The 13,263-nt window shown below is 60.1% G+C and carries 10 protein-coding genes; 3 read left to right on the forward strand and 7 right to left on the reverse strand.

The window, feature by feature from the left end:
- The first annotated feature begins 122 nt into the window (after positions 1-122).
- Positions 123-1,151 carry an NAD(P)/FAD-dependent oxidoreductase gene (locus FW764_RS21580; RefSeq protein WP_446435618.1) on the forward strand — a complete coding sequence of 343 codons (1,029 nt, stop codon included), beginning with the start codon at positions 123-125 and terminating at the stop codon, positions 1,149-1,151.
- Here the strand turns inward: FW764_RS21580 and FW764_RS21585 are convergent.
- Positions 1,143-1,877 (reverse strand): TraX family protein, encoded by a 735-nt coding sequence (locus FW764_RS21585; protein WP_446435619.1) that lies wholly within the window; start codon positions 1,875-1,877, stop codon positions 1,143-1,145. The genes FW764_RS21580 and FW764_RS21585 overlap by 9 nt on opposite strands.
- 90 nt (positions 1,878-1,967) lie before the next feature.
- Here FW764_RS21585 and FW764_RS21590 point away from each other — a divergent pair, with 90 nt between their 5' ends.
- Positions 1,968-3,008: a threonine aldolase family protein gene (locus FW764_RS21590; protein ID WP_446435620.1), complete on the forward strand. Its 1,041-nt coding sequence runs from the start codon at positions 1,968-1,970 to the stop codon at positions 3,006-3,008.
- 111 nt (positions 3,009-3,119) lie between these two features.
- Here the strand turns inward: FW764_RS21590 and gbcB are convergent, their stop codons facing one another.
- The gene (gene gbcB / locus FW764_RS21595) at positions 3,120-4,220 is read right to left on the reverse strand and encodes a glycine-betaine demethylase subunit GbcB (RefSeq protein ID WP_446435621.1); all 1,101 of its coding nucleotides are present in this window, start codon (positions 4,218-4,220) and stop codon (positions 3,120-3,122) included.
- A gap of 283 nt (positions 4,221-4,503) precedes the next feature.
- Between gbcB and gbcA the strand changes: the two genes are divergently transcribed.
- Complete coding sequence (gene gbcA / locus FW764_RS21600) at positions 4,504-5,799, forward strand: glycine-betaine demethylase subunit GbcA (RefSeq protein WP_083356398.1); 1,296 nt, start codon at positions 4,504-4,506, stop codon at positions 5,797-5,799.
- Between the two features lie 699 nt (positions 5,800-6,498).
- Here the strand turns inward: gbcA and FW764_RS21605 are convergent.
- From FW764_RS21605 to dgcA, 5 genes are all read right to left on the reverse strand, one after another.
- Entirely contained in the window at positions 6,499-7,065 is a 567-nt protein-coding gene (locus FW764_RS21605; protein ID WP_446435622.1) for an N-acetyltransferase family protein, read from the reverse strand.
- A gap of 133 nt (positions 7,066-7,198) precedes the next feature.
- Positions 7,199-7,972, reverse strand: coding sequence for an electron transfer flavoprotein subunit beta (etfB, locus tag FW764_RS21610; protein WP_446435623.1), 774 nt, complete (start codon positions 7,970-7,972; stop codon positions 7,199-7,201).
- Between the two features lie 10 nt (positions 7,973-7,982).
- Positions 7,983-9,203, reverse strand: a complete 1,221-nt coding sequence (etfA, locus tag FW764_RS21615; RefSeq protein ID WP_446435624.1) for an electron transfer flavoprotein subunit alpha — start codon at positions 9,201-9,203, stop codon at positions 7,983-7,985.
- Complete coding sequence (gene dgcB / locus FW764_RS21620; protein WP_446435625.1) at positions 9,200-11,146, reverse strand: dimethylglycine demethylation protein DgcB; 1,947 nt, start codon at positions 11,144-11,146, stop codon at positions 9,200-9,202. Before dgcB ends, etfA begins: the two co-directional genes overlap by 4 nt.
- A gap of 49 nt (positions 11,147-11,195) precedes the next feature.
- Entirely contained in the window at positions 11,196-13,256 is a 2,061-nt protein-coding gene (gene dgcA, locus FW764_RS21625; RefSeq protein WP_446435626.1) for a dimethylglycine demethylation protein DgcA, read from the reverse strand.
- Between the last annotated feature and the right edge of the window lie 7 nt (positions 13,257-13,263).

Below are 13,263 nucleotides of genomic sequence, written 5' to 3' on the forward strand. Positions count from 1 at the left end.
CTCGACCAAATACGTATCAAACTGACCGAGACTTTTACCCACTTGGTCTGGCCGAACGTTATCTTGCGCCAGCACGGTATTAAACCTTGGCAACTCGTTTAGAGAGATCCAGGCCAGACTCAATGAACACATATGACGTCATCATCCTAGGCGCCGGCCCAGCGGGTTGTTCGGCCGCTATTGCTTGCGCTCAACAGGGCCTGAAAGTGGCCCTTGTCGAGCGCCTGTTGTTTCCACGCCATCGCCCAGGTGAAACATTGCACCCGGGGATAGAGCCGCTGCTTCAGCAACTGGGTGTGGCTGAAAAACTGCGCGGCGACGCCTTCATCCGCCCCTTCGGAACGTGGGTGAAGTGGGATAAGAACCGACACTTTGTGCCCTTTGGGGAAGATATAAATGGGCCTTGGCGCGGGTTTCAGATTCCACGGGCAACGCTTGATGGGTTTCTGTTGGATAGAGCGATCGCGCTGGGCGTCCATGCCCGGCAACCCTGCCAGGCAAAGGAGGTACTGGTAGAAAAGGATCGCGTCGTTGGCATTCGTACCCAGACTGAGCAATTGTTTTGCAGGCACCTTATCGATGCCAGCGGTGCTCATGGCTGGCTGGCACGCCAACTGGGGCTGGCAACACGTCGCTACTCACCCGCACTGACGGCCCTGTATGGCTATAAGCGCGGAACGGTCGACGAGCGCGCTCTTGGTATCTTCGCTGACCGATCAGGCTGGTACTGGACGGCTCACATAGGCCAGGGGCTTTATCACTGGACGCGGCTGCGCTTTGCGCAAGATAAAGCCCCCAAGGCGTCAGCGGTACCGGGCTGTTTTGAACAACTGGTGTGCGAGGGCGCAATCCAGGGTGCCGATGTCACTTGGAGAATCTGCGAACACGCGGCCGGGAATGGGTACTTCATCATAGGCGACGCGGCTGCCGTTCTGGACCCGGGGGCCTCTCACGGGGTACTCAAAGCCTTGATGTCAGGAATGATGGCCGCGCACTGCATTGTCAATCAACATGCCGCCCCACCGCATAGGCAGGCTATTTCACTGCAATATTGCCAATGGCTGCGGGACTGGTTCGAACGCGACGTACAAAAAATGCGCGCGTTTTACGCGGCTCACCCGTTTGCTCCGCACTGGCTTCACTCATGTTAAGCCAATGACGTTGCGCACCAACAACAGCAATAAAAAATGCAGCGGATACAGCACATAGGCCCAGCGACGCATGGCGGGTGCAGAGGCGTGTTTGGCGTGTCGCAGAAGCAGCAATCCCGCCAATGGTGCGATCAGGCAAGCCGCCAGCCCAAGTATCGCGACCAGCGTGCCGCTATTGAGCAGAATCTGCCATTGGTTGGCAGCCACACAGACCAAACCCGGCAACACGTTGAAATACCATCGGCGGCTGAACACCAGCAGCATCGCCAGCGGCAGCAAGACACCGAAGAAACCGAACATCAGGTGCGTGGACAAAACACCGGCGATCATGAGGGCGATCAGCGCCAATCCTCGGTCAACAAGCGCTTTATGCTGCCATCCTCGGGCAACCAGCAGCCCTAACGCCAAGGTCGGCAACACGTTCAATGTATCGGCATCGTCGATGAACATCCGGTACGGTACTTCACTGATCACACTGAACAGCAGCAGCCAGCCCAGGTATCGCCATTGGCCAGTTACGGGCGTATGCCTGACTCGGTGCAAATTGGCCGCAATCGCCAGGCAAAACCAGGGAAACGCCAGGCGGCCGGGTACATACAGGCCATCAAGGCTCAAACCGACATAACGCAAATGGTCGAGCACCATGCTCAACAGCGCCAGCCACTTGAGCAAATCCAGGGCGCCATCGCGGACGCGTCCGACAGGCAACGTTTGTGTACCGTGCATAATTCCCCAGTGACTTTGCATTTACAGTGCGTGCGCACCTCAGACAATCTTGGGTACAGTGCGCACCAACATCGACCACAGGAATGGGCCATGACCGACAAGAGCCAACAATTCGCCAGCGACAACTATTCCGGCATCTGCCCGGAAGCCTGGGCCGCCATGGAACAAGCCAACCACGGCCATCAGCGCGCGTACGGCGATGATGAATGGACCCACCGCGCCGCCGACGGTTTCCGCAATCTGTTCGAAACCGACTGCGAGGTGTTCTTCGCCTTCAACGGCACCGCCGCCAACTCCCTGGCGCTGTCCTCACTGTGCCAGAGCTACCATAGCGTGATCTGCTCGGAAACCGCCCACGTCGAAACCGACGAATGTGGCGCACCGGAGTTCTTCTCCAACGGCTCCAAGCTGCTCACCGCGCGCACCGAGAACGGCAAGCTGACCCCGGAATCGATCCGCGAGATCGCCCTCAAGCGCCAGGATATCCACTACCCCAAACCACGCGTGGTCACCCTGACCCAAGCCACCGAAGTCGGCAGCGTGTACACCCCAGAAGAAATCCGCGCAATCAGCGTCACCTGCAAAGAACTGGGGCTGAACCTGCACATGGATGGCGCACGCTTCTCCAACGCCTGCGCGTTCCTCGGCTGCTCCCCGGCCGACCTGACCTGGAAGGCGGGCGTGGACGTGCTGTGTTTCGGCGGTACGAAAAACGGCATGGCCGTGGGTGAAGCCATCCTGTTCTTCAACCACACACTGGCCGAAGACTTCGACTACCGCTGCAAACAGGCCGGCCAACTGGCCTCGAAAATGCGTTTCCTCTCGGCGCCATGGGTGGGCTTGCTGGAAAACGATGCCTGGCTCAAGCACGCACGCCATGCCAACCACTGCGCACAACTGCTCAGCAGCCTGGTAGCGGATATTCCCGGCGTGGAATTGATGTTCCCGGTGCAGGCCAACGGCGTGTTCCTACAGCTCTCGGAAGCGGCCATTGAGGCACTGACGGCCAAGGGCTGGCGCTTCTACACCTTTATCGGCAAAGGTGGCGCGCGGTTCATGTGTGCGTGGGATACCGAGGAAGAGCGTGTAAGAGAATTGGCAGCCGATATACGGGAAGTGATGCGCGCCTGACGTTGAGGCTACTGCGCAGCCTATCGCGGGCAAGCCAGCCCCCACATTTTGATGTGTGAATACAGTCAAAGGTGGGAGCGAGCTTGCCTGCGATGCGGCTAACTCGGTCTTTCAGAACTCGATCCGCACATCACCCTTCGGCACACTGCAGCACGACAGAATGTAGCCTTCGGCTTCGTCTTCTTCGGTGATCCCGCCGTTGTGGTCCATTTCGACCTCCCCGCCCAGCTTCATCACCTTGCAGGTGCCGCAAATCCCCATGCCGCAGGCTTTTGGAATCAACAGGCCAAGCTTGGCTGCCGCCGCGTGCACAGTTTCGCCTGGGGCCACACGGATGCTTTTGCCCGAGGCAATGAATTCCACTTGGTGCAGGTCCGCCAGGTCGATTTCAGGTGCGTCGGCGGCTTGCTCGGCTTGCTCCACCGCATCTGCACGCGCTTCGGGAGGCGTGGCGCCGAAGGATTCCTCGTGATACCGCGCCATGTCGAAGCCCGCCGCTTCCAGCAGGCGCTTCACCGCATTCATGTACGGCGTAGGGCCGCAGCAGAACACTTCGCGTTCCAGGAAGTCCGGCACCATCAATTCGAGCATCTTGTGGTTCAGGTAACCGCGATAACCGGCCCACGGCTCACCCAACCCGTGCTTCTCGCAAATCAGGTGCAGGCTGAAGTTGTCGATTCGCGACGCCATGTGTTCCAGCTCGCGGTGATAAATGATGTCTTTGGGCGAGCGGGCGCTGTGGATAAAAGTCATGTCGACATTGGCGTTGGTGTCGTAATACCAACGCGCCATGGACATGACGGGTGTGATGCCGACACCGCCACTGAGATAAAGCACTTTGGTATTGCTGAAGTCGATCGCATTAAACAGCCCCACCGGCCCGTGCACGGCCAACTCCTGCCCTTCATGCAGCGTGTCATGCAGCCAGTTGGAGACCTTGCCGCCCGGCACACGCTTGATCGTCACCGAAAAGCTGTAGGGCACCGACGGTGAACTGGAAATGGTGTAGGAGCGCATGATCGGCTGGCCGTCGATTTCCAACTCCAGGGTGACGAATTGCCCGGGCTTGAAAAAGAACAGGATCGGCTGGTCGGCCATAAAGCAAAAGGTGCGCACGTCCCAGGTTTCCTGGATGACTTTGACGCAACGGACGATGTGCCGACCATTGGCCCAGGTCTGGGTAGTGACCGGATTCAGGAAGCTGTTGGACATGCTGTTCTCCGTAGCCGTGTGTCGGCCTGATGATGGCGATTCTGCGTAACGCCAGAACCTCCCATTTACCTATCTGCGACATTCACATACTTATCGCGACCAGCCCCCATAACACGGGGATTACACGTCGGGATCAGAGTGGGCCATGTCGTTAATGGACAAGGTTCTGGTGTTCTGCGGCCCCACACTCGCTCCCAACAACGACGCTTTCTTTACGCCTTGCAAAGTACCAACCGTAGCCACTATTCGCCGGCCACACAGAATGGCCCTGAGGACACACACGATGGACGTCACCGCAACTTTAAGCTTGGGCGATCCGCTGGAACCCGCACGCAAGGCCACCGCGCACATGCTGCAAGAGCGCGAGCGCACCTTTTCGCTGCCACAGCCGTTTTACTCTGACGAGCGGCTGTTTGATATCGACATGCAGGAGATCTTCCAGAAAGAGTGGCTGATCGCCGGCATGACCTGCGAGATCCCCGCCAAGGGCAACTACCTGACCCTGCAAGTGGGCAAGAACCCGATCATCGTGATCCGTGGCGCCGAAGGCGTGGTGCATGCGTTCCACAACGTGTGCCGCCACCGTGGCTCGCGCCTGTGCACCAGCGACAAGGGCAAGGTTGCCAAACTCGTCTGCCACTACCACCAGTGGACCTACGAGCTGGACGGCCGCCTGCTGTTCGCCGGCACCGAGATGGGCGCTGACTTCGACATGAAGCAGTACGGCCTCAAACCCGTGAACGTGAAGACCGCCGGTGGCTACATCTTCATCAGCCTGGCCGAGAACCCGCCAGCCATCGATGACTTCCTGTCGACACTGACCCACTACATGGAACCCTACGACATGGAAAACACCAAGGTGGCCATCCAGACCACCTTGTTCGAGAAAGCCAACTGGAAACTGGTACTGGAAAACAACCGCGAGTGCTATCACTGCAACGCGTCGCACCCGGAGTTGTTGAAAACCCTGCTGGAATGGGACGACGTCACCGACCCGCGCGCCGACCAGGCCTTCAAGGATCACGTCGCCGCGTCGGCCGCCGCTTGGGACGCTGAAAAAATCCCTTATGCCCACGCCAGCTTCGGCCTGCGTAACCGTATCGTGCGCATGCCGCTGCTCAAGGGCACCGTGTCGATGACCCTCGACGGCAAGCAAGGCTGCAACAAGCTGATGGGCCGCATCAAGAACCCGGACCTGGGCTCGATGCGCATCCTGCACCTGCCGCACTCTTGGAACCACTGCATGGGCGATCACATCATCGTGTTCACCGTATGGCCGATCAGTGCCCAGGAGACCATGGTCACCACCAAGTGGATCGTGCACAAGGATGCCGTCGAAGGCGTGGACTATGACGTGGAGCGCATGCGTAAAGTGTGGGACGCCACCAACGACCAGGACCGTCGCCTGGCCGAAGAAAACCAGCGAGGGATCAACTCCACCGCTTACCAGCCAGGGCCGTACTCCAAAACGTATGAGTTTGGTGTGGTGAATTTTGTGGATTGGTACAGCGAACGGATGCTGAGCAATTTGGGCGCGGCGCCAGCGCCGTATCTCAAAGGTGTGGCGGTTCATGAATAGCTGACACCCCGCAGATCAGAAATGCGGGGCTTTTGTGGGAGCTGGCTTGCCTGCTCCCACATTAGATATCATCAGTGTTCAATAATTGATCAACTCCCTTGCAACCCTTCACCACTCTGCCCTCCAGCCTTTCCCCAACAACTTATCCACAAAGCCACCCACAGTAATTGTGGGCAAGTGCGTTGCCCTCTCGAAATTAAATCAAGAAAAACCGTGACTTATTCAAATCAACGGGACCGGACAGCGACTGATCACTTATTGATCAAACCATTGAAAGCCCCGATATACGTGCCCTGTAGCAGTACGCAAACACCTTATCCACAGAAGCACCAACAGACTTTGGGGGCAACTTCTGCCGCCTTGTGGAAAACCCCGTCAAAGCGTCATAAACCGGGGGTATTCAGCCTGACTGGGCAGTGAATATCACGAATTGATCATATTTTGCACAAAACGCTTGAAGCCTCTGTCTGCAAGGGCTGTAGCCGATAGCGAACATCTTATCCACAGAAGCGCCAACAGACTTTGGGGGCAAGTCGGCATCGGCAATGTTCCTGTTTGTGGAAAAAACCAAGGAAAAACCGTCAGTTAGCCTGGTTGTTTTTCGTACAGCGGCTTGCAGGGCTTGATTTACCGGGGCTGTGGACAACCGCGAACAGGTTATCCACAGACGGGTCAACAGGGACTGTGGGTAAAACCGTGCTAGGGGTATTGCATCAAATAGGCTTCGCCGGTGACGCGCAGTAGCGGGTGTGGCACAACCTGACAACTGCCGACAATACGAAAGCCGTGACGCTCGTAAAATCGCCGGGCTCCTGTGTTGGCTGCATAGTCAATCAAGCTCAGCCCTGACAGCCCCAAGGTTTCGGCCTTTTGCCGAGCGAGCTCAAGAAATCGCACACCCAGGCCCTGATTGCGCCAACCGTCATGCAAGGCAAGGCTGGAAATATAGAGGGTGCCGGGAATTTCCAGGTCGGCGTAAGGCGCCAGGACAGGGTCGGTAACTGCAGGTGCATTCGGGTCATGGTGCATCGCATAACTGTGCATCATGCCCACCACATTGCCCGCCGACTCAGCGACCCAACAGTTCTCGTAGGAAAAATCCACATCAGAGCGCGCGTAGCGACTAGCGCCTACGTCCAGCAGCGCCTGACCAGGCGCTGCTAGTTTGCTCCATATATAGGCGGCAGCGCCTTCTGAAGAAATCAGAAACAGCTGGGCTATGGCCCGTGCATCTTGCGGCAATGCTTGGCGAAACAGTACGGACATAGTGCCGGATCCTTTGTTGACGCGCGGTGGTTTGCCACAGGCTCAAACGCCGGCAGGCACCTTCAACTGTGAAGCCGAACTATAAGTAAGCTCCGCAGCAGGTGTAAGACGAAGAACGGCTGTTAACACAATTTCAGAAACGGACTACACCTTCTTCCAGCAACAGTTTAAGGATCGCCTGGGCACCGTCCTCGGCACTGACCCCCTTGAGCACCTGCCCACCGCCGCCGCTGGCCTTGGCCGTGGCGGCCTTCATGCGGTCGGCGCCGCTCTTGGCCTTGATCACCTTGAGGCGCTTGGGACGTGGCTTGGCGGGTTGCAGCACTGAGCCTGTGAATAACTCATCCTGTTCGATCTCAACTTCATGGGCCGCCAGCTCACCGCGTTGCGCGGGGCCATAGGCGCTTTGCCGTGGCTTGGGCGCGGCGTTATCCACCGTGGCCAGAAACGGCAAGCGCACCTTCAAGCGCCGCCGCTGCCCGCGCGGCAAGGCTTGCAGCACGTGAGCCACACCGCCGTCGATAGACTCCACCTGCGCCAGCCCGACAATCAGCGACCAGCCCAGTTGCTCGGCCAGCAGGAACGGCAACATGCCCGAGCCTTCGCCGGTTTCCGCCTGGCTGCCGGTGAGCACCACTTGAACGCCTGCATCGCGCAGGTAATCACTGAGCACCGGCAAGGCGTCAGAACCTGCCGGCTGTTCCAGCACATGCAACTGCGGCAAGCCCATGCCCAGGTAGCTGCGCAATGTAGGCTCGTGAATGTTGCCGGCATGCAGCACCTGCAACTTATCCCCAGCCATTTGCAGGCCCAGCTCGACAGCGCGAGCATCTTGCTCGGCGCGGCGCGGGCGGCCTGACGTCGGGTGGGCACCGATGGACACCAAGCTGATTACATTTGTCGTCATGGTCATGTCCTTAAGCCGCATCGCGCTTGGCGCCGTTGCGGTGAGCCTCGACCGCAGCGATCAAGGCTTGCAGTATCGCGGCGCTGTCGCCGATCACCGACAGGTCGGCACGCTTGATCATGTCGCAACCAGGATCGAGGTTGATCGCTACCACCTTGTCGCAGGCACCAATGCCTTGCAGGTGCTGGATCGCCCCGGAAATCCCTACGGCCACGTATACCCGCGCCGTGACCCAGGTGCCGCTGGCGCCGACCTGGCGATCACGCGCCATAAAGCCATCGTCCACGGCCACCCGCGAGGCGCCTTCGGTGGCGCCCAAGGCAGCGGCGGTCTGATGGAACAGTGCCCAATCCTTCACGCCGTTGCCGCCGGAGAAAATAAATTCGGCCTCGGCCATAGGAATTGCGCCAGGGTCCACTGCCACCGCACCGAGGTCTTCGATACGCGGCAAGCTGCGCGCCAGGGCTGTGGATAACTCCACGGGCAATACTTCATGGCGCGTTTCGCTGACCGGTTCGGCGCATTCCACTGCCGCCAGGATCAGGCGCGGTAATGGCCGGGCCACGTCTTCCTGGCCCGCCCCGGCACGACCGATGCACGTCTCGCCCTTGATCTGCCAGACCCGTGTGGCCGGGCGCTCTTTGAGGCTGGCGGCAAAACGCCGACCCAACTCGCCACCACCGCTGCGGCTGTCCGGCAGCAGCCAATGGCGCGGGTTGAACTGGTTATCCACAGCCCGAAGGCCCTGCACGCGTTGTTCCGGTGAATAACCGTCGAACTCATGGCCTTCCAGCACCAGCAAACGATCAACGCCTGCCGTGGCAAACGCGCTTTCTTTGTGTTCGCCAAACACCACCGCCAGCACCGCCCCATCGTTGCCGGCGAGTTGCCGCGCCAGGCCGAGTACATCGCGGTCGTGGCTGCTCAGACGGCCACCGACCATGTCCGGCACCACGTTGATGTAGAACGCCGGGACAGGCACCTGATGCAATGGCAATTGCACCTCCGCCGCCGCCGTGCGTTTGGCCGCGCCGCCTTGCTGGGCGCCGCTGCGGTCAATGCGCTTGATGCCGTTGGGGCCGATAAAACCGACGCCATGCACGTTTTTGCGAATGACGCCGTTCGGCCCCATCCAGCTGTGCTGCACCGGTTGCATCGCCGCGTGCAGCGGGTGCAGGCGGTTACGGGCGATCCATTCGGCCCGAGGATCGCGGCGGATAATGTCGCTCATATATGCACCTGCGCAGGTTCACGCTTAATCGGAGCCTTGGTCGGTGTGGCGTCTTCAAGCAACGCGTCAGCCACCAGTTCGGCAATGTCCTTGATCAATGGGCGCGGCTCAACCACACCTTCGAGCATCGCTGTGCACTGCGGGCAGCCCACAGCCACCAGCTCGGCGCCCGTTTCGCGGATGTCTTCCATGCGCATGTCGGGGATACGTTGCTTGCCGGGAATATCGGTAATCGGCGCGCCGCCGCCACCACCGCAGCAGCGCGAGCGAAAGCCAGAACGTTGCATTTCCTTGACCTCGATGCCCAACGCACGCAGCACTTGGCGCGGTGCCTCGTATTCGCCGTTGTAGCGGCCCAGGTAGCAAGGGTCGTGATAAGTCACGCTGTTGCCTTTGTGCTGGCCCAGGTTCAGCGCGCCGTCGCCGATCAATTCGGCCATGAACGTGCTGTGGTGCTGCACCCGGTAGTTGCCGTTGAAGGCGCTGTACTCGTTTTTCAGTACGTGGAAGCTGTGCGGGTCGCAGGTGACGATGCGCTGGAAGCTGTACTTCTCCAAGGTCTGAATATTGCGCGTGGCCAGCAGTTGGAAAGTGGCTTCATCGCCCAGGCGACGTGCGACGTCGCCACTGTCGCGCTCTTCCAGGCCCAAGACCGCGAAGTCGACCTTGGCCGCTTTCAGCACCTTGACGAAGGCGCGCAGGGTGCGCTGGTTGCGCATGTCGAAGGCGCCATCACCGACCCAGAACAACACATCGGCGCTGCCTTTCTCGCTGAACAACGGCAGGTTCAAATCCGCCGCCCAGTTCAAGCGACCGCCCGGTGCGAAACCGCCAGGATTGTCGGTGGCGATCAGGTTTTCCAGGACTTCGGCGCCTTTGTTCGGGGTGGCGCCTTTTTCCAGGGTGAGGTGGCGGCGCATGTCGACGATGGCGTCAACGTGCTCAATCATCATCGGGCACTCTTCCACACAGGCGCGGCAGGTGGTGCACGACCACAGGGTCTCGGCGTCCACCAGGCCGTTGACGATGGGCTGGTGCGGGTTGCCGCTGTGTTCGCCAATAACCTTGCCTGGATACGGGCTACCGGCGAACTTGGCATCGGTGCCGCCGGCCAGGCCGACCACCATGTCTTGGATCAGCTTCTTCGGGTTCAGCGGCTGGCCGGCGGCGAAGGCCGGGCACGCGGCTTCGCACTTGCCGCACTGCACGCAGGCGTCAAAGCCGAGCAATTGATTCCAAGTGAAATCCTTGGGCTTCTCCACGCCCAGCGGCGCGGTTTTATCGCTCAAGTCCAGCGGTTTCAACCCGGTGGAACGGCCGCCACCAAAGCGTTCGGCGCGGCGGTGCCAGGCCAGGTGCAGCGCACCGGCAAAGGCGTGTTTCATCGGCCCGCCCCAGGTCATGCCGAAGAACATTTCCGACACACCCCACAACACGCCCACACTCAGCAGCGCGGCCAGCAGCCAGCCGCCGAAGTCAGCGGGCAGAATCCCGGCCACCGGCAAGGTCACCAGGAAGAAACTCACCGAAAACGCCATCAGGCTTTTCGGCAGGCGCATCCACGGGCCTTTCGACAAGCGTGACGGCGGGTTACGCCGGCGCAGATACACGAAGGTAGCGCCGACAAACATCAGCACCGAAGCCAGCAGCAAGGCATAGCCGAGGATGCGGTTATGCAGGCCGAAGCCGTGCACCAGAATCGCCAGCAGCGCCGACAGCACAAAGCCCAGGGCGGTAGCAACGTGGGTGTTGGCAATGTATTTGTCGCGGGCGACCACGTGGTGCAGGTCGACCATGTAGCGCTTGGGCATGGCCAGCAGGCCGCCGAGCAAGTCGACTTTGGACGCGCGGCCACGGCGCCACATGTTCACCCGGCGCAGGGCGCCGAGGACAGCGAGGCCCAGGGCGGCGAACAAAAGAACAGGAAGCAAGGTGTTCAACATGGTGAAGCTCCCACATTTTTGACCGAGTCCACATTGGTTCGGTGTTGGATCAGAAATCCTTGCACAGGCGCAGGGCGTCATAGATGGCAGCGTGAGTATTACGCTGGGCCACACAGTCACCGATGCGGAACAGCAAGTACCCGTCGCCCGGCTCGCTCAGGCACGGCTGCGGCTTGATCGCGAACAACGCTTCAATGTCCATCTGGCCCTTGTTGCGCGAACCGGCTTTCAACCCGTAATAGAGCTCTTCGTCCGGGCGCACGCCGTTCTCGACCACCACTTGATCGACAACGCGTTCTTCCTTGGCGCCGGTGTATTCGTTCTCCAGCACCGCCACCAGCTTGTCGCCTTCGCGGTAGACCTTTTCCAGCATCATGTCGCCGGTCATGATCACTTCTTTCGGGTACATGCTGCGGTAGTAGGTGGGGAACGACGTGCCGCCCACAGCTACACCCGGCTTGATATCGTCGGTGACGATCTCGACCTGGCTGCCTTTGTCCGCCAAAAAGTCCGCCACCGACATGCCGGTGAACTCGCAGATGGTGTCGTACACCAGCACGTTTTTGCCCGGCGCAACTTTGCCGTCGAGCACGTCCCAACTGCTCACCACCAACCCCTCAGCCGCGCCCCAGTGCTCGTTCTGCTCCAGGAACGGATGCCCGCCGACGGCCAGCACCACCACATCCGGGCGCAGGTCGAGGATCGCTTCGGCATTCGCCGCCACGCCCAGGCGCAGGTCGACGTTCAAGCGTGCCAGTTCCAGCTGGAACCAGCGGGTAATGCCGGCGATCTGGTCGCGTTGCGGGGCTTTTGATGCGGTGGTGATTTGCCCGCCGATAGAGTCTTTCTTCTCGAACAGGGTCACGTCGTGGCCGCGCTCTGCGGCAACCCGCGCGGCTTCCATCCCGGCAGGGCCGGCACCGACCACCACGACTTTGCGTTTGGGCCCGGTAGACTTTTCGATGATGTGCGGCACGCCCATGTATTCACGCGAGGTCGCGGCGTTCTGGATGCACAGCACATCCAGCCCTTGGTACTGGCGGTCGATGCAATAGTTGGCGCCCACGCACTGCTTGATCTGGTCGATCTGGCCCATCTTGATCTTGGCGATCAGGTGCGGGTCGGCGATGTGGGCACGGGTCATGCCGACCATGTCCACATAGCCGCCTTCGAGAATACGAGTCGCCTGGTTCGGGTCCTTGATATTCTGCGCGTGCAGCACCGGGGCCTTGACCACTTCTTTGATACCGGCGGCCAAGTGCAAAAATGGCTCCGGTGGATAGCTCATGTTCGGGATAACGTTGGCCAAGGTGTTGTGGGTGTCACAGCCCGAGCCGACCACACCGATAAAGTCCAACATGCCGGTGTCGTCGTAATACTTGGCGATCTGTTTCATGTCCTCATGGGACAAACCGTCCGGATGGAATTCATCACCGCACAAACGGATGCCGACGCAGAAATCCGGCCCGACTTCCTTGCGCACGGCCTTCAACACTTCCAGGCCGAAACGCATGCGGTTCTCAAAGCTGCCGCCCCATTCGTCGGTGCGCTTGTTAACCCGTGGGCTCCAGAACTGGTCGATCATGTGCTGGTGCACTGCCGACAATTCCACGCCGTCCAGGCCACCGGCTTTGGCCCGCGCGGCGGCGCTGGCGTAGTTGCCGATCACGCGCCAGATTTCTTCCGGCTCGATGGTTTTGCAGGTCGCACGGTGCACCGGCTCACGGATGCCCGACGGCGACAGCAGGGTCGGCCAATGTTCGCCGTCCCAACGCGAGCGGCGGCCCATGTGGGTAATCTGGATCATGATCTTGGCGCCATGCTTGTGCATGGCATCGGCCAGGTTCTGGAAGTGCGGGATAATCCGGTCGTCGGCCAGGTTCACCGATTTCCACCAGCCTTGCGGGCTGTCGATGGCCACACTGGAAGACCCGCCGCAGATCGCCAGGCCGATCCCGCCCTTGGCTTTCTCTTCGTAGTACTTCACATAGCGGTCGGTGGTCATCCCGCCGTCGGTGGCGTACACCTCGGCGTGGGCGGTACTGAGCACGCGGTTGCGGATGGTCAGTTTGCCGATCTGGATCGGCGCAAACATTGCTTCGAAAGCCATGGCAGGG

The sequence above is a fragment of the Pseudomonas sp. 1152_12 genome (genome assembly GCF_052850675.1).